Source organism: Shewanella sp. KT0246 (genome assembly GCF_019654955.1).
Taxonomy (GTDB): Bacteria; Pseudomonadota; Gammaproteobacteria; order Enterobacterales; family Shewanellaceae; genus Shewanella; species Shewanella goraebulensis.
In genome coordinates this window covers 142,724-167,106 of record NZ_BPEV01000005.1, presented here as the reverse complement: position 1 = coordinate 167,106, position 24,383 = coordinate 142,724, and the positions used below count along the sequence as shown (strand labels likewise).

Here is a 24,383-nt window from a genome sequence, read left to right as displayed (position 1 = left end):
ATAGGCAGGGTGTGTAAGCGTTGTGAGGCGTTGAGCTAACCTGTACTAATGACTCGTGAGGCTTAACCATACAACCCAGATGAGTTTTTATCTGAGTTGATGGTAACTAGATTTATTACTTACTGTTAAAGGTAAGACTTAGTGAAGAATTTAAAGCACTTAATAAAGTAGAAAACTCAAAAAAACAAACAGCTTTCCGAATTTAGTTAATTGCGATAAGCGATTAACACCGAATTTGCTTGGTGACAATAGCATTGTGGTACCACCTGATCCCATCCCGAACTCAGTAGTGAAACGCAATAGCGCCGATGATAGTGTGGGGTCTCCCCATGTGAAAGTAGGTCATTGCCAAGCGCCTAATTTCTCTTTTTAGAGAGTCGAGAAAGCCCTGACTTAATAGTCAGGGCTTTTTTCGTATATAGCGAGTAAGAATTTAGTGCAGCGAAAGACAGTGTGATTGATATGCCCACGTGAAAGTCAGTCATTGCCTAGCGCCTAATTTCTCTTTTTAAGAGAGCAGATAGCCCGTTACTCACGTAACGGGCTTTTTTGTGTCTGTCATTTAAGATAAACATGTTCAGAAACGAAGCTAAAGCTCAAGTTTAGACACATCAACAGCTGATATTGTGATTGATATGCCCATGTAAAAGTAGGTTATTGTCTAGCGCCTAATTTCTCTTTTTAGAGAGTCGAGAAAGCCCTGACTTAATAGTCAGGGCTTTTTTCGTTTATAGCGAGTAAGAATTTAGTGCCGCGAAAGACAGTGTGATTGATATGCCCATGCAAAAGTAGGTCATAGCCTAGCGCCTAATTTCTCTTTTTATGAGCTCAGATAGCCCGTTACTCACGTAACGGACTTTTTTGTGCTTGAAATTTGAGAGGCTGGAGTGTCAGATTAGATAATTAGCAATGATTTAGTAGCCGATATGTGTTCTTACAAGGTTAAATAAGCAGTCCATTTCAAGTGTTTTACTTCTCTTAACGGAGAGTAGATAGCTCTTTACTCACGTTACAGTCCATTTAACGTTTGTAAAATATAATGAATTGACGATTTATATTTACTAGCCACATCATTTAGTAAATCTGCCAGTGTGAAAGTAAGCCAACTAATTGCTTAATTAAGGAATTGGAAGATCGTTATTCATGAAGCGATTTTGAAGGCTGTAATTTATAGATGTGATATTCATTAAAATGGATTATGTTTCCTGAGAAAAGCCTTTTATGGTTGTTGATTGTTGTGGTCTTTAGTATGTTACGTAAGCGGTATATTTTTATTAACAATTAGTGGTGTAATCTTGCCAAAGCGACCTTCTTTTTCACTATCTTTTTTAGTGCCTTTTTTCTTATGTTCACTGTACTTATTATTAGTTAGCGGTGAGTTTTATTATGAAAAAGAGGCACTGCGTTCTGAGCTAGCTGAAAATGAATCTGATCAAATTCAAAAAGATTTATTTAGAATGATTCATGTTGTTGAATCAGCTTTAGCAATTCAAGATATCTCTAGAATTGAGCAAGAAGTTTCTTTAATTTCTACAGACAGCAATATGATGGTATATGTCATATTGGATGCATCTAGCCGAATAAAGTTTGCTAATCACGTTATATGGCGTGAGAGTGATGCTAAGAATGTGATTGAAGGATACTCTGATGCGCGACATCAAGAGGTGGTTGCAGCTGAAGCAGCATTTTTCAATATCAATTATGATCGCCTTTCCATCCAAGCTTATTATCCCGTCAATACCGCAGCAAAATACAGTTACTCCAGTGCCGTTGATGTTATCTATCTCGAATATGATATTTCTTCATTAATTGCAGACGCTTCTGATCAGCTTCAAAAAAGGTTTATCTATATTTGGGGGATTGGCGGCATACTGGTTGTTTTTTTTTGTTGGGCTCTATATTGGCTACTCATAAGACCAATTAAACAACTCACTAAAAGAGCTAATAATGTACTTCAGTTTAAGCCTGATAAAACCAGAATCAATTGTTTAGTTGAAGAAGTATATTGCCTAGGCGAGTCACTACTTAAGGTTGAGAAACACCTTATAGAAAGTAATATGAAGGTTACTAACTCCGAGCAAAGATGGTTATATTCGATTAGCGGTAATAGTAGCGGGATCTGGGATTGGAATACTGAAACCAATGATGTGTTTATGTCTGATAACTGGAAAGAAATATTAGGCTACAGACCAAATGAAATAACTAATTGTTATGAATCTTGGGAGACGCGATTACACCCAGATGAAAAAAATACCGTGCTGAGAGAAATAGAAGACTGTTTAGCAGGAAATACTTCCCATTATGAAAGTGTTCATCAGTTACAAAACAAATCAAAAGAATTTATTTGGGTGCTAGATAGAGGGCAAATCATCCAGTGGGATGAGGAAGGAAAACCTATTAGGATGATTGGGTCTATTACAGATGTCACTCTAGAACTTAAGAATCAGAAAATCACCGTTGAAAGGCAAAGCCATGTAGGGGTGTCAGATATTATTGATAGAGAGGCTTTGGCAAATGAGCTATTTGATTTGCAAGCATATGCTCGTAAATCTAATCAATATAGCACTATGTTGCTGATTAATCTCAGTAATATTAAATTGGTAAATGAAGCCGTTGGTGAACAGCTAGGCGATCGATTATTGATGCAAATATCAGCAAGACTTGCCGGTGCATTTTCTGCTAGTTGTCTACTGAGCCGTTTAGGTGATGATGAATTTGTAATTGCTGCCAAGAATCTGGGTACGAGTCTAGAGCATGCCAATAAACGGGCTTTATCACTTGCCAGCGAAGTGCGTCAAGTTGTAGGTAGAAGTTTTACTTTATCAGGGCAAACTGTATCTGTGTTCACCAAAGTAGGTATGGTCGTATTTGACGGTAAAGAGTCTTTAGAGCCTAGTCAGTTATTGTCTCGTGCTGACAAAGCTCTCGGCAAAGCCATAGAAAGCCAAACTAATACTTGTGTTTTACATAGTTTACAGCTTGATGGGAGTCATCATGAACCTCAAAAACTTCAACAAGAATTGAAGAAAGCGATTAAACAGAAACAATTGTCGTTAGTGTATCAACCGGTAGTCGATATCGAGGGGAATACTGAAAGCGTTGAAGTATTAATGCGTTGGTATCACCCAGAGTTTGGTTTTATTAGTCCTAAACAATTTATCCCCGTAGCAGAATTATCAAACTCTATTTTTGAGTTAGAGTTATGGGTGTTAGACGAGGTTTGTTCATTCATAGAGAGTTTACAAAGAACGGAAATCAACTGTCCGTGCTTTTCAATTAACATATCCTCAAGACACTTCCATCAGGATATGTTTGTACAAGTTATACAAGCCAAAATTAAACAGCATAATATTAGCCCTGAGTTTATTCAGTTTGAGTTATCAGAAGATGTATTTTCGATTAATGCGGTTACAGCAAAAGATAAAATATTGACCTTACAACGTGAGGGAATCCGTATTGCCTTAGATAACTTTGGTTCTGGCCTATGCCCATTGCATCGACTGCATGGCATCCACTTTTCTCAAGTAAAATTTGCTGCTAATTATATTAAAGATATTACTACCTCTGAAGAGTCTCGGAATATATTTAAAGCGTTGATTAATCTAACTAATCAGCTTAAATATCCTGTGGTGGTAAAACAAATTGAAGATCGTCAACAACTCACGACCTTAACCCAATTAAAAAGTAATTTATTCCAAGGGTATGTTATTAGTCGTCCATTGACTCAACAAGATATCAGGCACTTGTTAGAGTCTGAATTGACCTTAAGTGTGGTTTGGAAAGTGCCTTTTAATTAAACGCTAGCCATTAACGAATGTCTTAGCATCAATATAAGCTTAATATTTATCTAAAAAACTAACTAAGGTTCGTAAAGCTTGATTACGGGCTTTATCAGCTTCAACAAATACCTCATGCTGACAGTTTGCTATTCGGCGGATCTGACAGTGTATATTTTCAGCTCTATTTTGTGCAGCATTATCTACAATTTCATCATCAAGTGCCTGTAAAACCATTATTGGTTTGATGCTTAATGCAGCAGCTTTTGTCGCTCTATCTGCTGCATCCATTGCTTCTAATAACCAACGGTTCGTTGGTGAACCTAACTGGATGTTTGGATTTTGATGAAAGACATCTAGGAATTGTTGATATCGACTAGGGCTGTTAGTGAGGTGATTTTTTTCAAACTCAACAGGCTCATAATCCGTTCCTCCTAAGACATAGTTGGGCTGTTTATGAGGTTGTTTGTCATTACATGTATCAAGTAAACCTGCTAATGAGCGGATAAAGGTTTTATTAAATGGTAGTTTTATTCCATACATTGGCGCTGAGAATACTGCAGCATTAAAGGTTGTTGGGTATTGCTCCATGTATAAGGTGCCAATAGTTCCGCCCATTGAATGCCCAACAAGGTATAAATTATCATGCTTGTTAGGGTTTACTATCTGTTCAACAAAGTCATTTAAGTCATCGATGTAGGTTTGAAATTTATCAATATGCCCTTGATGAGGATTCGTGGTAATTCTTGATGACAAACCCTGACCACGATGATCCAAAATATAAATGCTGTAACCATGCTGATATAGGTCAAACATCAACTCTTTATATTTAAGATAACTTTCAACTCGACCACTACTGATGACAATGGCTTTTGAGCTATCAGAGTGCTGAATGTAAGCATAAGCTAGTGAAACGTCATTTTTTTCGAGTGTAGATTGGGTAACTGATTGCCAGAATTTTTGTTGTTCATCATTATTTAGTTGTTGTTCTGACGAAAAAAGCACTATATACACCTCTAGTTTATGACGTATTAATTGAGATCGTATCTTGAAGACTGGGGCAGTGTAGCAAACTAATGAGACCAGTTTTAGATAAAGCGTTAGATGGAGTGATTTGATTGAGTAATGTTGACTGCAAACAATTTCAGTCAACATTACTGATAGAGATATTTATGATTAGGCGGCTTTTTGCTCTTCAATAAATTCATCGACTTTTTGTTCGAGAATGTCCATGGTCACTGAGCCATTTTGCAATAAAGCATCATGGAACAACCGAATATCAAACCTCTCACCTAGCTCTGACTCTGCTTTATCACGTAATCGTTTTATGGTCAGTTCGCCGATTTTGTATGATAGCGCTTGTCCTGGCCATGAGATATAACGGTCGATTTCAGTTGTGACATTGTGCATTGATAAAGCGGTGTTACTTGCCATAAATTCAATGGCTTCATCTCGACTCCAACCTTTAGTGTGCATTCCAGTATCGACGACTAGTCGCGCTGCTCGCCACATTTCATATGTTAACCGACCAAAGTTACTATAGGGATCTTGATAAAAGCCTGCTTCAAGTCCTAAATATTCAGAATATAATCCCCAACCTTCACCGAAAGCCGAAATATAGCTATAACGCCTGAAGTTGGGTAAATCGGTTAATTCTTTATTGATTGATATTTGCAAGTGATGCCCTGGTACAGCTTCGTGTAGAGTCAGTGCTTCCATTTCGTAAAGTGGGCGTTTATTTAATGCATAAGTGTTGACCCAGTAGTAACCCGCTTCATCATCACGATTGGAGCCTGAGTAACGACCAGTGGTGTATTTAGGGGCTATTTCAGCTGGAACTGGTTTAATTCCATAAGGAGTACGAGGAAGAGTGGCAAAGTATTGTGGCAAAACCGCATCCGCTTTTTTGGCGATATATGCGGCTTCTTTTAATAACTCTTCTGCTGTTTTCGGATAAAATTGCGGATCGGTTCTTAAAAAGTGCAAGAATTCTGCAAACGTACCTTTAAATTCCACATCAGCAATGACCTGTTCCATCTCGGCTCGAATACGGGCAACTTCTTGTAAGCCAAGTTGATGAACTTCATCTGCAGTCATATTCAAAGTGGTGTAGTACTCCACTCTATTTTGATAAAAAGCTTTGCCATTGGGCATATCTTTAGCTGCAATAGATGTGCGTGCATTAGGGATATATTCCTGAGTCATATAATCAAAAAACTGTTGATACAGTGGCAATACCTTCTCTTTGACGACTTTTTTCCCTTCGGCTGCTAACTCTGCTTTCTGCGCATCGGAAAAGTGTTCCGGAAAATCAGTAAAAGGCTTGTAATAGCCACTGTCTTCGACATCAACAATATAAGCACTAATGCTGTCTTCGAAGCCATTTAAGGTTACTTTTGCTGGAGTGATACCACTGCTTGAACCTTGTTGTAACCAAAAGGTTTGCTGGGCAAAATACTTGGGCAATGCATTCAGTTTTGCTAAATAGTTTTGGTAGTCTGCTTCACTATGAAGTCTGCCATTAGCTATCGACGCAATATAAGCATGAAAACCACTTTCTGCAGTTATTGGCAGATAGTGATCTTTATAAGTATACATATCAACATCGTTTTGTAGCTGATATTGCAAGATTTGAGCGTTGATTTTATCTGTTTTAGATAGCTTATCTATATCTAGTTGCTTTAAAGAGGACAATAACGTTTTTAGGCGTAAGTTTTTTTCCGCTAGGGTTTCCGGCGATAAGTCAGGTAGCAATGCGGCTTTAGCTTCGTCACCCAATGAATATGCCATCTGAGGTGAGTAATCTAAGTTAATTTGCCATGCGCTATCTATAATTGCTTTTAGGCTCATATCCTCAACGGTTGCACTTTGGGGTTGCTTTGGTGTGCTGGTATTTGTCTCAGCTTTTTGAGTTTCACCGAGATAATATTGAGCTTTTGAACCTGTTGTCATTTTACAGCCAGTCACAGCCAGCATGATTATCGCAGGCAAGATGAGCTTACGCATGATGAATTCCTTTATTGCCAATAAATTACAAATTAATTACTAGCTACAACATACCAATTCAACCTAAAGCACGCTAGCTGTATCAATGGAAATATTTGTTACCGATTATGCTATTCAGGCGATAAAAACGTCACCTTTTTGTGGATGCATGTTAAACTTCGACCTGCTAGGTGTTCATTATATAAAAAACACATTTAGCTCAAAAAATTAATAGGGGTAAATAATGATCAATACATCCATTCCATTAGTTGATTTACACCGTCATTTAGATGGCAATGTTAGAGTCAAAACCATTTGGGAACTCGGACATCAGCATGGAATTAAGCTGCCAGCAGACTCATTAGATGCACTGGCGCCTTTCGTTCAAATCCAAGGTAAAGAAAACAGCTTAGTGGCTTTTTTAAAAAAGCTTGATTGGATGGTTGCAGTATTGGCTGACTTAGATGCCGTTAAACGTGTTGCATATGAAAACGTAGCAGATGCTGCTATTTCAGGTTTAGATTATGCTGAATTACGCTTTAGCCCTTATTACATGGCAATGAACCATAATTTACCTATTGAAGGTGTCGTTGAAGCCGTAATTGATGGCGTTAAAGCTGGTATGAAAGAGCACGCGGTTAAAATTAACCTTATTGGGATTATGTCTCGCTCATTTGGCCAGGAAAAATGCCGCTTGGAACTTGAAGGTTTATTAGCTCACCGTGACGCGTTAGTGGGTATGGATTTGGCTGGTGATGAGTTAGGGTTCCCTGGTGATTTATTTAATGAGCATTTTAAACGTGTGCGCGATGCTGGTTTACATATTACAGCTCATGCAGGTGAAGCGGCAGGCTCTGAGAGCATGTGGCAGGCGATTCAAGAGTTAGGTGCAACACGTATTGGTCACGGTGTGAATGCAATTCATGACCCTAAAATGATGGAATATTTGGTAAAGCACGCTATTGGAATTGAGTCATGCCCAACCAGTAACTTACATACCTCAACAGTTGCTGATTACGCCTCACATCCATTTAATCAGTTTCTAGATGCTGGTGTGTTAATTGGCTTAAATACTGATGATCCTGGTGTGAGCAATATTGATATTCAGCATGAGTATCGCATTGCTAAGTCTGAACTTAAATTATCAGATGACCAAATTAGCCAAGTACAACGTAATGGCGTAGAAATGGCATTTTTATCAGATAGTGAGCGCAAGGCTTTATACGCATCAAAGTTATAAATGATTGGTTAAGTTGTTTATAAGCATAAAAAAACCGCTGAATATCAGCGGTTTTTTATTGGATGAAACTAATCATTTAGAAATGATTAGTTTCAGGCAGTTAAATCACACGAGAGAACTGTTGTTGACGCGCTTTTTGACGGTAATAAACATCAAAACACATACAAATATTACGAATTAACAAACGGCCTGTTGGGCTAATTGTTAGTTTACGGTCAGTAATATCAACAAGTTTGTCATCAATGAATGTTTGAAGCAGTTTTAAATCTTCAGCAAAGTATTCTTCAAAGTTAAGGTCAAATTGTTGTTCAATCTTAGTGAGATCTAAATCGAAATGACAAATCATCTGCTTGATAACAACGCGACGAATTTCATCATCACGATTTAAGCTACAACCCTTCCATAAGGCATGACCTGTTTCATCAATTGACTCATAGTAAGGACGAATGTCTTTTTGGTTTTGCGCGTAGCAATCACCAATTTGGCTGATTGAAGATACGCCTAAACCAAGTAAGTCACACTCTTCTTGGGTCGTGTAACCTTGGAAATTACGATGTAGCTTACCAGCATTTTGTAACTTCGATAGCTCATCATCTGGCTTAGCAAAGTGATCCATACCGATGAATTGATAACCAGCACCAGTAAGAGATTCAATAGTTTGGTGCAACATATCAAGCTTTTGTTGCGGAGAAGCCATATCTTCATCTTTAATTTTACGCTGAGCGGCAAAGCGCGATGGTAAGTGAGCGTAGTTAAAGATAGATAAACGATCTGGCGACAACTCAATCACACGCTTAATTGTTTCAGCAAATGTTTCAGGAGTTTGATGCGGTAAGCCGTAAATCAAATCGGCATTAGTCGATACAAAGCCCATATCTTTTGCTTTCGCCATTAAGTCGAAAATGAACTGTTCGTCTTGTTCGCGGTTAACAGCAACTTGAACTTTTTTATTAAAGTCCTGAACACCAATAGAAATACGGTTAAATCCAGCTTCTTTTAAGGTGTCAAGCATGGTTAGTTCGATTTCACGAGGGTCAACCTCAATCGAAAACTCACCTTCGTCAGCAAAGTTAAAGTGGCTTTTGATTAACTTAGATAAAGTTAAAATTTGCTCAGGGTTTAGGAAGGTTGGTGTACCGCCGCCCCAATGCATTTGAGTCACAGTGTAGTTTTTGAATAACGGAGCACGTTTTACAATTTCACTCGCAAGGTATTCAATGTACTGATCTGCTTTATGTGCATGACGAGTAATGACTTTATTACAGCCACAGTAATAACAAAGCTTGGCACAGAAAGGAATGTGAATATATAAAGACAGTTTGTCACTTTTACTGGTTTCAATCGCAGAAAGTAGGTTTTGCTCAGTGAAACTATCGTCAAACTCTAGCGCCGTTGGGTACGACGTATAGCGTGGACCACTGTAGTTATATTTTTCGATCATTGACTGATCCCAACTTATTTGTGTGGGCTGCTTCAAGGCACGTTCTCCGAGTAAATTAGCAATAGACGAAGTATGCAGTCATATTAGACAAAAAACCTTGAACTACGTTGTAAATTTGAAATTTGATGTTGCTAGAAAGGCGGTATTTAGTCTGAAAGCTGTGAAGTTTTGTGAAATTGTGGGATGGCTCACAGCCTTAGTTACTCACTTGGGGCAGAAACAAGTCTCATATTAACCTATTGATAATAATGAGACTTGTTATCAAATAGAAGTCTTAGTAGTTACTAAACTCTAATGCACGAAATGAAATTCTGTAATTTTTTTTGCATCATCCAGTAAGCCTTGTTCCAGCTTAGCTTCAGACTTCATCCGTGCTAAATCTAGCTTCATTCGCTGTTGTTTGGCTAATGCTTTACGTTCGTCTTTAATCGGATGTGCTTTGATGCAGTCGTAATGCTCAAAAATGCTTGGGAACTCAACAGCCATTTGTTCAGACATTGATAATGCTTCAAATAATTTAGCGATACGCATGACACCTTCTGAAGGCTCACATCGCTCCTCTAACATCGCTGCAGCAATATATTTTATATCATCCAGTATCTGCTGCTTTTTAGCTTTTGCTTCATTTAAGCGCTGTTGATTAGCTTCAGTGGTTCGCTGTTGCTGTTTCTTAACCTTTAATAGGAGATAACCTGCATAACAAGCTAAAAGTACTATAACGATGACGGCGAGGGCAATAACAAGGCTAGACACAAATTATCCTTAATCAGAGGTTTAAATATAGAGCATAAAACATAGAAAAATGGCACACCAAATTGGCATGCCATTTATTAATGATTTAAGACTGGTAGTCTTTTAATACATCTGCACCTGTTTCAAAGCGCTCGTATAAATCATCATCAGAAGCTGGCTTCTTGCCAGTATTAGCATTTTGTACTGGAAGTTCTTCGGCATCAGAAATGCCTAGTTTTTCCATTAATGCTTCCATTTTAGCAAGTTGACCATTCAACCATTTTTGATCGTCAGCTGAGAGGTCTTTACCTTCTTCTAAAAGGTCCAATAAATTATTGAATCTAGGATCGTCTTCTAGTTTCAGTAATTTTTGCTCATCAGTTAGCTTAGGCTGTTTAACTTTAGCTACAGGTGCAGCAGTCGTTTCGGCTGATTTAATCATTAATGGCACAGGCTTTTTGCTGCCATGACGAGGGTCATTACTTTTACTGGTCGTAACATGCGGTGATTGTTGCTCAATCAAGGCTTCATTATGACGACTACCAGACTTATGACCGTTGTCTTTCTTTCTGCTGCCTGTGACTTTACGATCAGCCTTTTTGACTCTTGGTGCTTGTGTAGGGCCGTTTTCGCCGCCCTTGCGCGATTTTTTACTACGAGCCATCAGTGATCTCATGTGGTTGTAAAAAGTTGGCTAGATAGATAATCATCCACCTTGCACTAAATAAGGATGCGCTTTATATCAGACTTTGATGTTTTTTGCATCAATACGAGCTCTTTTGCTGCAAATAATAGCTTAAAATCGCTGTTTTGTGCTAAATACTCAAAAGTTTGCTGTTGATAAAAGCTGACATGGGTCGGGTTGTTCTTAAAGTGCCATTTAGAAAAATGAGTTAAGTCGGTCAGTAGCGAGGTGCTTATTGCTAACCAACCATTATCTTTTAATAAACTTGATATCAATGACCATTCTTTGAAAGGTTGTTGAAAATGTTCTAAAACGCGATAACAACAAACAAAGTCATATTGCTGATTGAACACTTGTTGATCTGTCTTGATAAAGGGGTCGTATTGAAAAAGACGATGCCCAGCCGATTCAATTTTTTCTAAACTGCTCTTATCTAATACCCTACCAAAGTTAAGGCCTGTTAGCGGTCCATCTTGGTGCCAGCTGATTTGGCTCAGTAAAGGTTGAATGAATTGGACAAGTTGTTTTTGTTTGGTGGCTTTATTTGCACGACCATATCGCTGTAGTTGAGCGGCAGGTATCATATGTGATTGAGGGTTAGCGAATACCAGTTGGCATTGAGGACAGCTGTAGAAAGCTCTTTTTTTATCTTGAATAAAAAACTCAGCAGTATGACTGCACAACGGGCATTTAATCATTGAAGTCAGATGTGATCCAAACCAAGATGAAGATTATCAATCAATAACAGATTTCTTGAAAAGAAGAAATAAAAAAAGGTGGCAGTAAACTGCCACCTTACAAAATAGTGTTAATACACCAAATTTATATTCCAAGTATCCATACTTGCTATGTGACTATCCCGGTCAATATCCATCTTATTTTTAGAGCTTTCCGTGCATTTTTTATTGTTATCGGTCATCAATGACCATTTTTCTTAATCCTGTTGCCGTCCTGACCACAGCTTCCGTAGATGGTCTTCAATGACTCATCAATATCCTAGTTGTCTTCAATGACATTAGTAAACAATCCATGTTTAAAAGTACCTTCCAGTGATAACAAGCCTCCGCAAGTGCATCCTAAGCAATTAGCTTCCTATGCCGCTACTTTAATCCTTAAAGTAGGTTCCTTATGGGGTTTTATCTCTGTTGCGTAAGGGAGTGCTATTTAAGCGAGTCGACCAATTGGTCTGTTCCTTACAAATTCTATATGACCTGGATTTCAAGCTGAAATCACGACTCTTATTATTATTAGCGAGTGGTCTTATTTATATTATTGTTATTTATTAATTTTATTCTTATATCTTAAATGTAAACGTATCCGAAATCTGTAAGTTGGAATTAATATTTTTGTTCTTACAGCTGGGTTCATCTCGGTACGGGGCTATTTAACCCTAAATCCGTGATCTCTGTCAAGCATGAATGTTATAAAGTTTACGTAAACGTCAACTTTCGGTTGTAAAAAAGGGTGAATAATCACCCTTTTAGCTTCATTTAAATGTGAAGAAAAAATTACTTAAGGCTTGAAATATATTGAGATAACGCTTCAATATCACTGTCAGATAACTTTTTAGACACATCTTGCATCATGCCATTCAAATCATTGTTACGCTTTGTATCACGGAACATATTGAGTTGGATTTTGATATAATCAGCATGCTGACCACCAATAGCTGGGAAGCCTGCAAGCTCGCCACCTTTACCATCTGGTCCATGACATGCCATACAAGATGTAATACCACGAGCCATGTCACCACCTTTATAAAGGGCTTCACCTTCGGCAGGTACATTGGTAACATCTGCGACATTTAATGTTTGACTAGCATAATATGCAGAAACATCTTTAATATCTTGTTCTGATAAAGTCGCTGACATACCAATCATGGTAGGATCACTACGACCTTCTTTGCCGCCGCTTTTAGCCGCCGCTTGGAAATCATGTAATTGTTTTTCTAGATAAGATGCGTGCTGTCCGGCCAATTTAGGCCAAATAGGAGCAATGCTGTTACCGTCAACACCGTGACAGGCAGAACACATAACTGATTTAGTTTTACCCGCTTCCACATCACCTTCAGCGATTGCAGGCGTTGATATAGCGGCAAATACAGACAGCGCAAGAGCTAACTTTTTCATGGCGTTCCAACTTCTTATTTAATTTATTGTCCTGAGCTTACTAGGATGACCCGCAAGCGTGGTAAAATCTACAAACTGTGATCAGGCTAATATTTTACACGAAAATGTGGAAAAGTAAGCAAATCTTACATAATTAAGGTATTACCCCAAATTTATTGGAGCAAATCGTGTCAGAAACGCGTATAGATTTTCGAAAAACCAAGTTTTTAATAAGTGCGCCAGATATTGCACATCTTGATGAGTATTTACCTGGTGATACCGGAGTAGAAATTGCGTTTGCTGGCCGCTCTAATGCAGGTAAGTCAAGTGCATTGAACGCTTTGACTGAGCAAAAAGGCTTAGCAAGAACCAGTAAAACTCCGGGCCGTACCCAGTTAATCAATGTGTTTGAATTAGATGAAAACCGTCGTTTAGTGGATTTACCAGGCTATGGTTTTGCTAAAGTGCCATTAGCATTAAAAAATAAATGGCAAAAAGCCCTAGGTGAATATTTGCAGGAACGCGCTTGTTTAAGTGGTGTTGTGGTATTGATGGATATTCGTCATCCGTTAAAAGATTTAGACATGCAAATGATCGAATGGGCTGTTTTGAGCGAAATCCCAGTGTTAGCTTTATTAACTAAATCAGATAAGCTTGCGCAAAATGTGAAAATGAAAACCGTTAATGCTGTGCGTAAAGAGTTAGCTGAATTCGGGGATTGGGTAAAAGTAGAACCATTTTCTTCAACGAAGGGAACCGGAAAGCCGAAAGTATTGGGTATTCTTAATGAATGGTGCAACCCAAGCTGGCTAAAAGAAGCAGAGCAACAAGCTGAACAAGATCCAGAGTAAATTAATTGCGTGTTAGCTAGTACGTTACCTGTATTTAAGCCGCTAAGTTTATCTAGACGAACTTAGCGGTTTTTTTATGGCTTCTTGCTGAGAGGTTTATGCTGCGAACTGGTTTTTAATCAAAAAAAAACCGACGACATATTGTCATCGGTTAAAAAATTAGCTCTTTTGGGGAGAAGCTAAATTCAACAAGACTCAAGTGCCATCTACTCATCGACGACTCTCAATAAGAGAATAGTAATCGTTTTTCATTCAAATTTAAAGTATTTACTCTAAAATAAATTTCAGGCAAAAAAAAGCTCCAACATATTAAGATGCTGGAGCGCCATAATTCGGCTTGTCACTATTTCTAGTGAAATAAAAAGGTCTGAAAGATGGAACATCTTAACCTCTGTACCCTACGCAGATAATAATACGCCATTAGCCTTAAAATAAAAAACTGTTTTTTATAAAAATGAACAATAATGTGAAGTTTGCCACATTTGAAGCTGGTTTTTTCACCTTGTTGCTGTGTTTTAAGGCTAAAAACAACAATCCCGTAGTGGTAAAACTACGGGATTGTTTGTTAAGGGAGCTCAGGTCTTTCGGCTGAGCTGATTTGAAGCCGGTATAAATAGACGCTAATGGGCTTCATCCCAGTTGTCTCCAAGACCTGCTTCAGCTAGTAAGGTGACATCTAAACTCGCGGCCTGCGCCATCAATTCGCACACTTTGGCTTTAAGTGTCTCAGCTTGGTTTTCTGCGACTTCAAAGACTAATTCATCGTGAACCTGCATCATCATCGTAATTTCGCCTTGGGTATCATTCTTAATCCATTGATCAATGCTGATCATCGCTTTTTTGATGATATCGGCTGCCGTACCTTGCATAGGAGCATTAATTGCTGCGCGCTCAGCTGCTTGACGACGCATCGCATTTCTATCTTTGATATCTGGTAGGTATAAACGTCGGCCATACAGTGTTTCTACATATCCAACTTCAGCTGCTAAGGCTCTGGTATCTTCCATGTATTTAAGGACACCAGGATAACGAGCAAAATAGGTGTCGATATAGGTTTGTGCTTCTTTACGAGGAATATCTAATTGTTTAGCTAAGCCAAACGCTGACATACCGTAAATTAATCCAAAGTTAACCGCTTTTGCTCGGCGCCTTTGTTCTGTGGTGACTTCCTCAAAATGCACCCCAAACACCTCAGCGGCAGTTGCTTTATGAATATCTTTATTCTCAGCAAAGGCCGTTAATAACCCTTTATCTTGTGATAAATGGGCCATAATGCGTAACTCGATTTGAGAGTAATCGGCTGCAAGCACTTTGCGACCTTCTGGTGCGATAAAGGCTTGTCTGATCCTGCGACCTTCTTCTGTACGAATTGGAATATTCTGTAAGTTAGGCTCGCTTGATGATAATCGGCCTGTTGCAGCATTAGCTTGATGATAGCTGGTATGAACGCGACCCGTTTCTGAGTTGACCATTAAAGGTAGCTTGTCTGTATAAGTGCTTTTAAGCTTAGACAGGCTTCTGTGCTGTAAAATGAGCTTTGGTAATGGATAATCTAAGGCCAGTTCAATTAATACATCTTCAGCAGTTGATGGCGCGCCTTTTGGCGTTTTTTTGATGATCGGGTATCCGAGTTTCTCAAAGAATAGAGCCTGTAACTGCTTAGGAGAACTCAAGTTGAACTTCTCGCCCGCGATTTCGTAGGCTTTGGTTTCAAGCTCATCAATCTTTTGCGCTAATTCATCGCTTTGCTGGCTTAGCAACATGCTATCAATCAACACACCTTGACGTTCAATATCTGATAAAACTTGAATAAGTGGTAATTCAAGTTCATTGAATACCGATGCTAGAGAAGATTCTTTTTCAACTCTTGGCCATAGGTGTTCATGTAAGCGTAGAGTGATATCGGCATCTTCTGCGGCATACGGGCTAGCAATCGCTAAATCGATTTGGTTAAAGGTAAGTTGCTTTGCACCTTTACCGGCTATTTCTTCAAAACTGATATTTTTATGACCTAAATATTTAAGGGCTAATCCATCCATATCATGCCGTGAAGCGACTGAATTAAACACATAGGACTCAAGCATGGTATCAAAGCGCACACCTTTAAGGGTAATACCTGCATTGGCAAAGATGCTGATATCGTATTTAAGGTTTTGGCCAACTTTTTTGACGGTATCACTTTCAAGAATGGGTCTTAATTGCTCTAAAGCGTAATCAAGTGGTAGCTGCTCTGGCGCATCTAAATAGTCATGAGTTAATGGCAAGTAAGCAGCTTTTCCGACTTCTACTGCGAACGAAATACCCACCAATTTAGCTTCCATATAATTAAGGCTAGTAGTTTCAGTATCTACAGCAATTAATTCCGCCTTTGATAGTTTAGCAACCCATTTAGCTAGATCCGCTTCGGTGAGAATCGTTTCATATTCGGCTTCTAAAGCTGGAGCTAGTGGCGTAACATCCTCAGTATTTGAGGTTGATGTGGCTGCTGAAAAGCCAGATTTGTTGTCTAATACTTCAGCTAACCAACGTTTAAACTCCATTTCACCGAACAGCTTTATAAGCTCATCTCGATCTTGAGGTTTAATCTCAAGTGGTGCCCAATCATCATACCATTCAACATCGGTTTTGATGGTAGCAAGATCGTAAGACAACTGTAGCATCTCTTTATTATCTTCAATCTTTTTAGGCATTGTCTTAGAGCCACGGAAAGTGACATCTAATACACTGTTAGGATTTTCGATAAGTTTATCGACACCGCCTACTCCAGTAAGCATCGCTAAAGCTGTTTTTTCACCAACTCCAGGTAAGCCAGGAATGTTATCGGCTTTGTCACCCATCATGGCGAGTAGGTCAATAATGAGCTCTGGCCCGACACCAAATTTTTCTGTGACTTCATCAGGCCCCATGATGGTATCTGTCATGGTGTTGATTAGTGTAACGTGCTCGTCGACCAGTTGAGCCATATCTTTATCGCCAGTACTAATTAATGTCGCGCGACCTTCTTTACTGGCTTTTAGCGCAATTGTTCCAATGACGTCATCAGCCTCTACACCAGGAATGCAGATTAAGGGTAAACCCAACGCATGAATGATGGCATGTAGCGGCGCAATTTGTGAACGTAAATCATCCGGCATCGGCGGACGTTGGGCTTTATATTCGCTGTACATATCATTGCGGAATGTTTTGCCTTTGGCGTCAAAGACCACAGCAATATGACTGGGATTGTAACGGCTCATTAAACTGCGAAGCATGTTGACTACACCGTAAACAGCACCAGTTGCTTCGCCTTTTGAATTAGTCAAATGTGGTGGTGCATAAAATGCGCGATAAAGGTAAGAAGAACCATCCACAAGGACGAGTGGATTATTGGGGATTGTTGGCATAGTCTGTTTTCATTTTCAGTATTCTGAGATGGCCTTAGAATGCCACATACAAGGATTTTCGGCCACGGAAAATTAACTCTCAGGCTGTGGATAAGTCTGTGAGTGAATTAATATATCATCTAAGGGTGTTTTAATTACGACTGGGAATAAAACTCTTAACTTATTGATTAGTTTTGTTTTTTAATAATTTTGTGAGTTAAATAGTAGTTTTAAAAAATATTCCGATTATGTGGACTTTTTTAATATTCTTATTGATTTACTCGATTATTTGGTACAGTTTTTAAGCCGTGAAATAAATTCGAGAAACTAAGTTAGCACGTTTTTTAATCAGATCAATAGATTTGTTTAAAAAAAGTTAAATTAATCACTTTTCCAAGGAACAGAAATGAAAAATATTGCAGTGCTTCTCAGTGGGTGTGGGGTTTACGATGGTGCAGAAGTTCATGAATCGGTATTAACACTACTTGCACTATCTAAAGCTGGGGTGAATTATCAATGTTTTGCACCAGATATAGAACAAATGCACGTTGTTAATCACCTTAATGGCGAAGTTAGCACTGGTGCAACACGTAATGTATTGCAAGAGTCAGCACGTATTGCTCGTGGAGAAGTACTTAATACAACTGAGCTAGATATAGACCAGTTCGATGCTTTGATAGTACCTGGCGGTTTTGGCGCTGCTAAAAACTTATGTGATTTTGCGGTAGCGGGAAGTGGCTGCAAATTAAACGCTGACGTAGAGAGTTTCATTCAAGAGTTTGTATTAGCGAAAAAGCCTATCGGTTTCATGTGTATTGCACCAGTAATGATGCCCGTACTTTATCCAAAAGGAATTAAAGGGACAATTGGAAACGATAGCGGCACTGCGCAAGCCTATACCGAAATGGGAGGCGAACATTGTGATGCGACCGTTGAAGAAATCGTGGTCGATATAGATAATCTTGTGGTATCCACACCGGCTTATATGCTGGCGAATTCGATTGCTGAGGCGCAGGTCGGCATTGAAAAGCTGGTCAACCAAGTTTTAAAAATGATTCGCTAGCTTTTATACTTTTATATAATGCGGTTTTAAGTCTGAGTAAGGCTTTCTGATAGAAAGCCTTTTAAAATAACCTAATTATTCTTCTGCTTACTATCAAATGCCCCTTGGGCTAACCCAACTAGCAATCCACCAATATGAGCACCGTTTGCTATCGGCATGCCGAGTAAATCAGTAAAACCGAGCACTAACCAAATGAGCATAAACGTCATGTAGCTATTCGGGATACCGATGCCAGATTCTGGGGCGCGTTGACCCATAATCCATGTGTAACCAACCACAGCGTAAACTACACCCGATAGCCCGCCGAAATTGGGACCTGTCATCATGTATTGCACTAGGCTTGGTAAACTACCTGCAACGATCAGTAAGAAAACCAGTGGCCGAGTGCCGAGTTTGGTTTCAATTTTACCGCCTAAATACCACCACCAAAGTAGGTTAAATAGGAGATGCATTGCAGAGAAATGCATTAAGCTTGGGGTGAATACTCGCCATATCTGGCTAAAGTCGCTGTTTGGTACAGCACCAAAAAATGATAAATGGCTGAAAACTTGATTCGCAAAACCAAGGTTCATCGCTGCAAAAACAGCGACACACACAAAAAAGGTAACTAAAGTGAGTGGCCCTGCTCCAGTAATGAACTGCTGAATTAGCCCTAAGGAAGAGGAACCGTAATCTAGCTTAGTTTGAGTGGAGCCATTGTCCCATGAGGCTTCTAGATATTTTTTCTGATACGGGTTTTGCTTAAACTGTTCAAACTCATATTTAGCTTGTTCGGCTTTATCTTCTTGATACACGACCAATGCTACACCATGTTCATTTACGATAGGCACGCACTCAATATCCAACCCTTTCAAGTAGTCGATAAACGCCTGTGCTGCGCGAGCGTGAGGTAGTTGGCCGATTTCAATCATGAGTGTGCAGCGCTCCATGCAGTAAAGCCACCATCTAGGCTATATACGTCATCAAAACCTTGCTCAATCAAGTAACCTGCAGCGCCTTGACTACTTATTCCATGATAGCAAACTACAACGAGTGGGTTATCCATGTCAGCATCTGCCATAACGTGAGCGATATTTTCATTGGTAAGGTGAATAGAGCCCTCAATATGACCGGCTGCATAACTGGCAGCATCGCGAATATCGACGATTTGGACATCATCAGAATCTGCTGTCATGTGGATAAGTTCATTGATTGAAAGGTGCTTGAAAGTGCTCATGCTATACCGCTGTAGTTGAAGTGAGATAAGAGTGAATAACTAAAGTATCTAATAAGGGGCTGTATTGATACAACCCCTTTATTATTGCGGTAATTTACGATGGAAGTTAATCCCAGTTTAAAATGACCTTACCTGACTGGCCTGAACGCATAGCATCAAAACCTTGTTGGAAGTCATCAATTGAGAAGTGATGGGTAATGATAGGTGATAAATCTAAACCAGACTGGATTAGACTTGCCATTTTGTACCATGTCTCAAACATTTCACGACCGTAAATACCTTTAAGGATAAGCCCTTTAAAGATAACCTTACTCCAATCAATGGCCATGTCGCCACCAGGAATACCTAACATGGCAATTTTGCCACCGTGGTTCATGGTATCGAGCATAGAGTGAAATGCTGAAGGCACGCCTGACATTTCTAACCCGACATCAAACCCTTCGGTCATGCCTAAGTCATTCATGACATCTTTTAAGTCTTCTTTAGCCACGTTAACCGCACGAGTTGCGCCCATTTTACGGGCCAAATCTAGACGGTATTCGTTGACATCAGTAATCACCACATGACGGGCGCCAACATGCTTACATACAGCAGCAGCCATAATACCGATAGGGCCTGCACCCGTGATCAATACATCTTCACCGACCACATCAAATGACAGTGCGGTGTGTACTGCATTGCCAAATGGGTCAAATACTGAAGCTAAGTCATCTGAGATATCATCAGGAATTTTAAAGGCATTAAATGCTGGAATGACAAGGTACTCAGCAAACGCGCCATCACGGTTCACACCAACACCAGAAGTGTTACGACATAAATGGGTACGACCACCGCGGCAGTTACGACAATGACCACAGGTAATATGGCCTTCACCAGACACGCGGTCACCTACGGTAAAACCACGAACTTCTTGGCCCATATCGACAACTTCACCGACATATTCATGGCCGACAACCATAGGCACAGGAATGGTGTTTTGTGACCACTCGTCCCAGTTATAGATATGCACGTCAGTACCGCAAATGGCGGTTTTACGAATTTTAATTAATAGGTCGTTATGACCCATTTCTGGCTTAGGTGCATCAACCATCCAGATGCCTTCTTCAGGCTTTAACTTGCTTAATGCTTTCATTGTTTCGACCTTACATTCAATCTTAGCTTCGACCTTAAATAATGCCCATTTCTTTACCAATACGGATAAAGGCTTCAATCGCTTTATCGATTTGAGGACGTGTATGTGCGGCTGACATTTGCGTACGGATACGCGCTTGGCCTTTTGGCACAACAGGGAACGAGAAGCCAACAACATAGATGTTTTCAGCTAAGAGACGGTTTGAGAAGTCACCCGCTAATTTTGCATCGCCAATCATCACAGGGATAATGGCATGATCAGCACCAGCTAGAGTAAAGCCTGCTTTGGTCATTTCTTCACGGAAATAACGGCTGTTTTCCCATACCGCTTCACGTAGTGCATGACCAGATTTCAGCATTTCGAGCACATGAATTGATGCACTCACAATTGAAGGTGCTAATGAATTTGAGAATAAGTAAGGACGAGATCGCTGACGTAACCAGTCGATGACTTCTTTTTTACCAGAAGTGAATCCACCAGATGCGCCACCTAATGCTTTACCTAGTGTGCCTGTAATAATGTCTACACGGTCCATTACTTGGCAAAACTCGTGAGTGCCACGGCCGTTTTCACCGACAAAACCAACAGCGTGAGAGTCGTCAACCATCACTAGTGCGCCGTATTTGTCTGCTAAGTCACATACGCCTTGTAGGTTAGCGATGACGCCATCCATTGAGAACACACCGTCAGTGGCTATAAGAATGTCACGTGCGCCAGCTTCTTTAGCGGCTTTTAACTGAGTTTCAAGTTCGCTCATGTCATTGTTGGCATAACGGAAGCGCTTAGCCTTACATAAACGCACACCGTCAATGATTGAAGCATGGTTTAGAGAATCAGATACGATGGCATCTTCAGGGCCAAGTAGTGTTTCAAATAGACCTGCGTTGGCATCAAAACAAGAAGAATACAAAATAGTATCTTCCATGCCTAAAAATTCACTAAGGCTATTTTCTAATTGCTTGTGGATATTTTGCGTACCACAAATGAAACGAACTGATGCCATACCAAAGCCGTGGCTGTTCAATCCGTTTTGTGCAGCATTAATTAATTCAGGGTGATTTGCGAGACCTAAATAGTTGTTGGCACAGAAGTTAATGACTTCTTCACTATTTACGTTAATGGCTGTTTTTTGGGCAGAAGTGATGACGCGTTCACTCTTATATAAGCCTTCAGCTTTAACATCGACAAGTTGTTGATTTATGCGGTCGTAAAATGAGGTAGAGGCCACCTGATTTCTCCTAAATATAGTTTTAATATGGAAATCGCTTGGCGGCATTCTAACCTTAATCTTAATGGCTCTACAGTGTTTTTTTTAACCTGAATAGCGACATCAAAATGATTAGGGCTAGAGCTGTTTTCACATTAGATATACTAATCCATAACAAGCGAAGGCTAATTATAGGTTTATGAATGACTTAGTGTGTTAACAAAACAGAAGGCCGCCTTTTTATGACTCTATTTTAGTCCTAAAAAGGCAGTTTGTATGTGCTGGTGGCTGAGCAATAAATTAAGACATTACGCTGCTGCATTACGCTCTTGTGAAGCAACTTCGAGATAATGTTGTTCAAGGCGAGTAAAAGTCGCTTCAGAGCCTGGGGCTGAGTATGCCTTAAATATCATCAGCACTCGCAATAAACCTTCATAAAGAGTGGCTTTGGTGATGGTTGAAGTACTTGATTGGGTCAATTGGTAGCTAATCCAAAAGCTCACCATCATTTTAATGGTATCAGCTAACGCGGTAACTTTACTGTCTTCGATTTCAAGAAAACCGTCGCTAATTAATTTTCTTAATACATTGCTTGAACGACTAAGCACTTGCTCTTGGGCTTTTAAATAGCGCGCTTTTAGCGCTTCGTCACGACTAAGAATGTCAGCAAGATTGGCGTACATAAATCTAAATTGCCACAAGGTATAAAACATCGCATCGAAATAACCCATCAACAGCTCAATATCGACACTGGTATCTTCGTATGGTTTAAAGCCTGACTCTAAATGACTTTCGTATAAGGCAAAAATCGAGTTGATAATATCTTCTTTATTACGGAAGTGATAATAAAGGTTGCCCGGACTAATGTTGAGGTGCGCAGCAATATGATTAGTGGTGATATTACGTTCACCATGTTCGTTAAAGAGTTCAAGACTGGCAAAAACTATTTTATCGCGGGTTTTCATATCGATTCCAATTATCAATTGCTAAATACAGGAGTCTCGACGACTCAATACGACGCTTAGCGCATATCCTTATGAATGTTATCTCAAACCACATTAATATCTGGTCAGTTCAGAAGAGACATAATCACATCGGCTAGTTTAATTAAATAATATTTAATCGCCCGAATGAGTTCTGCATCAATTGTTTGAATGTAGAATTTTTTAGTGGTTATTCAACCAAGCTCACTGAGCTGAGTTTATGTTGAATGATCACATATTTATGTGGTTTGGGTTTATGTTAACATTGTGTTTATCCGACAAGCAAAACTGATTAAGACTCTTTCATGACTCGTGGCCTATATTCTTTCATACTCTATCTTCTTTCTCCGCTTGTGGTGATGTATTTGGCTTTTCGGAGTATTAAAAGTCCAGATTATCGTTACCGCTGGGGCGAGCGTTTTGGTGTTACGAGACTCTCGCAATCAGATGTGCTGATCCACAGTGTTTCTATGGGAGAAACCTTAGCAGCAATTCCGCTGATTAAAAATCTAATGGCTGCCTATCCTGACTCAACGTTCACGATAACGACGACTAGCCCAACAGGCTCAGCAGAAGTGGCCAAAGCATTTAGTGAACAACTAGGTAAGCGAGTCCAACATTGTTATTTACCGTTTGATTTTAGTGTTTGCGTGAAGCGTTTTTTGGGGCAAGTTCAGCCGAAGTTATTCATCATTATGGAAACTGAGCTTTGGCCTAATTTGGTTCACTACGGCAAACTTAGCAAAGCTCGAATAGTGCTGGCAAATGCTCGATTGTCAGCTAAGTCTGCAGCCAAATATGAAAAACAGTCGAAACTAAGCACACCTATGTTAACTTCGCTTGACGCTATTGCTGTTCAGACGAAGTTGGAAGCTGAACGGTTTGAGTCTTTGGGTGTCAATCCTGAAAAGTTAGTAGTATGTGGCAGTTTAAAATTTGATTTACAGATCGATGAAAGTAAACATCAACAAGCTAAAACTTTACGTCAACAATGGCAAAAAGTAGATGTACCTGTTTGGGTTGCTGGCAGTGTTCACCCCGGTGAGTTTGAAATAATGCTTAAGGCTCATGAGCAAGTCTTAGCCGAATATCCGCAAGCGTTGTTGATTATGGCGCCAAGGCACCCAGAGCAGTTTAATGTCGCAGCGGTAGCAACAACTCAGCATGGTCTTTCATTATCAAGACGCAGTATGAATGAGGCGGTAACCGAGCAAACTCAAGTTCTACTTGGCGATACGATGGGAGAGTTGCTGATGCTATATGGCGCAGCCGATTATGCTTTCATCGGAGGGACATTAATTGAAAATGGCGGCCATAACCCGCTTGAGCCTGCCGCAATGGGTCTGCCTGTAAGTGTGGGTCCCCACCATTGGGATTTTTCTGAAATTACAGCGTTATTGGACCAAGCTGGTGGACTCAGCGTGGTAGAAGGGGCGGACTCGTTAGCCAAACAATTACTGTTAATGTTTGCTGATAAGCAGCAACACCAGCTTGCTGCTCAAGCATGTTTGACAGTCGTTAGCCAAAATAAAGGCGCGTTAGCTCAGCAATTACAGCTTATTGAATCTCAGCTGCAACTGAGCAATTGTAAAGAGAGCTAGG

Annotated in this window: 18 protein-coding genes and 1 rRNA gene; 6 read left to right on the top strand and 13 right to left on the bottom strand. The window is 39.7% G+C overall.

Annotation, left to right across the window (positions count from 1 at the left end; genetic code table 11):
- Positions 1–238 precede the first annotated feature (238 nt).
- A 5S ribosomal RNA gene (gene rrf / locus K5Q58_RS04210) occupies positions 239–354 on the top strand.
- Positions 355–1,295: 941 nt separating this feature from the next.
- Positions 1,296–3,797 (top strand): bifunctional diguanylate cyclase/phosphodiesterase, encoded by a 2,502-nt coding sequence (locus K5Q58_RS04205; RefSeq protein ID WP_220752614.1) that lies wholly within the window; start codon positions 1,296–1,298, stop codon positions 3,795–3,797.
- A gap of 39 nt (positions 3,798–3,836) precedes the next feature.
- Here the strand turns inward: K5Q58_RS04205 and K5Q58_RS04200 are convergent, their stop codons facing one another.
- Both K5Q58_RS04200 and K5Q58_RS04195 read right to left on the bottom strand, forming a co-directional pair.
- Positions 3,837–4,781, bottom strand: coding sequence for an alpha/beta fold hydrolase (locus K5Q58_RS04200; RefSeq protein WP_259651229.1), 945 nt, complete (start codon positions 4,779–4,781; stop codon positions 3,837–3,839).
- Between the two features lie 171 nt (positions 4,782–4,952).
- The gene (locus tag K5Q58_RS04195; protein ID WP_220752612.1) at positions 4,953–6,782 is read right to left on the bottom strand and encodes a DUF885 family protein; all 1,830 of its coding nucleotides are present in this window, start codon (positions 6,780–6,782) and stop codon (positions 4,953–4,955) included.
- 223 nt (positions 6,783–7,005) lie between these two features.
- Here K5Q58_RS04195 and add point away from each other — a divergent pair, with 223 nt between their 5' ends.
- Entirely contained in the window at positions 7,006–8,001 is a 996-nt protein-coding gene (add, locus tag K5Q58_RS04190) for an adenosine deaminase (protein ID WP_220752611.1), read from the top strand.
- A 100-nt stretch (positions 8,002–8,101) separates the two neighbouring features.
- On the opposite strand, the gene hemN is transcribed toward add, so the two are convergent.
- From hemN to K5Q58_RS04165, 5 genes are all read right to left on the bottom strand, one after another.
- Positions 8,102–9,478: an oxygen-independent coproporphyrinogen III oxidase gene (hemN, locus tag K5Q58_RS04185; protein WP_259651228.1), complete on the bottom strand. Its 1,377-nt coding sequence runs from the start codon at positions 9,476–9,478 to the stop codon at positions 8,102–8,104.
- A 255-nt stretch (positions 9,479–9,733) separates the two neighbouring features.
- Complete coding sequence (locus K5Q58_RS04180; protein ID WP_220752609.1) at positions 9,734–10,195, bottom strand: DUF2489 domain-containing protein; 462 nt, start codon at positions 10,193–10,195, stop codon at positions 9,734–9,736.
- A gap of 85 nt (positions 10,196–10,280) precedes the next feature.
- Positions 10,281–10,838: a Der GTPase-activating protein YihI gene (gene yihI, locus K5Q58_RS04175; protein ID WP_220752608.1), complete on the bottom strand. Its 558-nt coding sequence runs from the start codon at positions 10,836–10,838 to the stop codon at positions 10,281–10,283.
- A 56-nt stretch (positions 10,839–10,894) separates the two neighbouring features.
- A complete protein-coding gene (locus tag K5Q58_RS04170; RefSeq protein ID WP_220752607.1) occupies positions 10,895–11,557 on the bottom strand; it encodes a methyltransferase domain-containing protein in 663 nt (220 codons plus the stop codon).
- Between the two features lie 810 nt (positions 11,558–12,367).
- Positions 12,368–12,988, bottom strand: coding sequence for a cytochrome c (locus K5Q58_RS04165; RefSeq protein ID WP_220752606.1), 621 nt, complete (start codon positions 12,986–12,988; stop codon positions 12,368–12,370).
- A 167-nt stretch (positions 12,989–13,155) separates the two neighbouring features.
- Between K5Q58_RS04165 and yihA the strand changes: the two genes are divergently transcribed.
- Entirely contained in the window at positions 13,156–13,818 is a 663-nt protein-coding gene (yihA, locus tag K5Q58_RS04160) for a ribosome biogenesis GTP-binding protein YihA/YsxC (protein ID WP_220752605.1), read from the top strand.
- Positions 13,819–14,438: 620 nt separating this feature from the next.
- Here yihA and polA read toward each other — a convergent pair.
- On the bottom strand, positions 14,439–17,201 hold the full coding sequence (polA, locus tag K5Q58_RS04155; protein WP_220752604.1) for a DNA polymerase I: 2,763 nt from the start codon (positions 17,199–17,201) through the stop codon (positions 14,439–14,441).
- A 385-nt stretch (positions 17,202–17,586) separates the two neighbouring features.
- Between polA and elbB the strand changes: the two genes are divergently transcribed.
- Complete coding sequence (elbB, locus tag K5Q58_RS04150) at positions 17,587–18,243, top strand: isoprenoid biosynthesis glyoxalase ElbB (protein WP_220752603.1); 657 nt, start codon at positions 17,587–17,589, stop codon at positions 18,241–18,243.
- A gap of 71 nt (positions 18,244–18,314) precedes the next feature.
- Here the strand turns inward: elbB and glpG are convergent, their stop codons facing one another.
- From glpG to K5Q58_RS04125, 5 genes are all read right to left on the bottom strand, one after another.
- Positions 18,315–19,154: a rhomboid family intramembrane serine protease GlpG gene (glpG, locus tag K5Q58_RS04145; RefSeq protein WP_220752602.1), complete on the bottom strand. Its 840-nt coding sequence runs from the start codon at positions 19,152–19,154 to the stop codon at positions 18,315–18,317.
- Positions 19,151–19,459, bottom strand: a complete 309-nt coding sequence (glpE, locus tag K5Q58_RS04140; protein ID WP_220752601.1) for a thiosulfate sulfurtransferase GlpE — start codon at positions 19,457–19,459, stop codon at positions 19,151–19,153. The genes glpG and glpE overlap by 4 nt, the downstream gene beginning before the upstream one ends.
- Positions 19,460–19,565: 106 nt before the next feature.
- A complete protein-coding gene (gene tdh / locus K5Q58_RS04135) occupies positions 19,566–20,591 on the bottom strand; it encodes an L-threonine 3-dehydrogenase (protein WP_065110303.1) in 1,026 nt (341 codons plus the stop codon).
- A gap of 34 nt (positions 20,592–20,625) precedes the next feature.
- Positions 20,626–21,819 carry a glycine C-acetyltransferase gene (locus K5Q58_RS04130; RefSeq protein ID WP_220752600.1) on the bottom strand — a complete coding sequence of 398 codons (1,194 nt, stop codon included), beginning with the start codon at positions 21,817–21,819 and terminating at the stop codon, positions 20,626–20,628.
- Positions 21,820–22,106: 287 nt separating this feature from the next.
- Positions 22,107–22,763 carry a TetR/AcrR family transcriptional regulator gene (locus K5Q58_RS04125; protein ID WP_220752599.1) on the bottom strand — a complete coding sequence of 219 codons (657 nt, stop codon included), beginning with the start codon at positions 22,761–22,763 and terminating at the stop codon, positions 22,107–22,109.
- 323 nt (positions 22,764–23,086) lie between these two features.
- On the opposite strand from K5Q58_RS04125, the gene waaA reads away from it, so the two are divergent.
- Positions 23,087–24,382, top strand: coding sequence for a lipid IV(A) 3-deoxy-D-manno-octulosonic acid transferase (gene waaA / locus K5Q58_RS04120; protein WP_220752598.1), 1,296 nt, complete (start codon positions 23,087–23,089; stop codon positions 24,380–24,382).
- Position 24,383 lies beyond the last annotated feature (1 nt).

Excerpts from the sequence above, each read along its gene's own strand:
- K5Q58_RS04195 (WP_220752612.1), bottom strand. The coding sequence starts at position 6,782 with ATGCGTAAGCTCATCTTGCCTGCGATAATCATGCTGGCTGTGACTGGC.
- add (WP_220752611.1), top strand. The coding sequence starts at position 7,006 with ATGATCAATACATCCATTCCATTAGTTGATTTACACCGTCATTTAGAT.
- yihI (WP_220752608.1), bottom strand. The coding sequence starts at position 10,838 with ATGGCTCGTAGTAAAAAATCGCGCAAGGGCGGCGAAAACGGCCCTACA.
- K5Q58_RS04170 (WP_220752607.1), bottom strand. The coding sequence starts at position 11,557 with ATGATTAAATGCCCGTTGTGCAGTCATACTGCTGAGTTTTTTATTCAA.
- K5Q58_RS04165 (WP_220752606.1), bottom strand. The coding sequence starts at position 12,988 with ATGAAAAAGTTAGCTCTTGCGCTGTCTGTATTTGCCGCTATATCAACG.
- polA (WP_220752604.1), bottom strand. The coding sequence starts at position 17,201 with ATGCCAACAATCCCCAATAATCCACTCGTCCTTGTGGATGGTTCTTCT.
- elbB (WP_220752603.1), top strand. The coding sequence starts at position 17,587 with ATGAAAAATATTGCAGTGCTTCTCAGTGGGTGTGGGGTTTACGATGGT.
- glpG (WP_220752602.1), bottom strand. The coding sequence starts at position 19,154 with ATGATTGAAATCGGCCAACTACCTCACGCTCGCGCAGCACAGGCGTTT.
- glpE (WP_220752601.1), bottom strand. The coding sequence starts at position 19,459 with ATGAGCACTTTCAAGCACCTTTCAATCAATGAACTTATCCACATGACA.
- tdh (WP_065110303.1), bottom strand. The coding sequence starts at position 20,591 with ATGAAAGCATTAAGCAAGTTAAAGCCTGAAGAAGGCATCTGGATGGTT.
- K5Q58_RS04125 (WP_220752599.1), bottom strand. The coding sequence starts at position 22,763 with ATGAAAACCCGCGATAAAATAGTTTTTGCCAGTCTTGAACTCTTTAAC.
- waaA (WP_220752598.1), top strand. The coding sequence starts at position 23,087 with ATGACTCGTGGCCTATATTCTTTCATACTCTATCTTCTTTCTCCGCTT.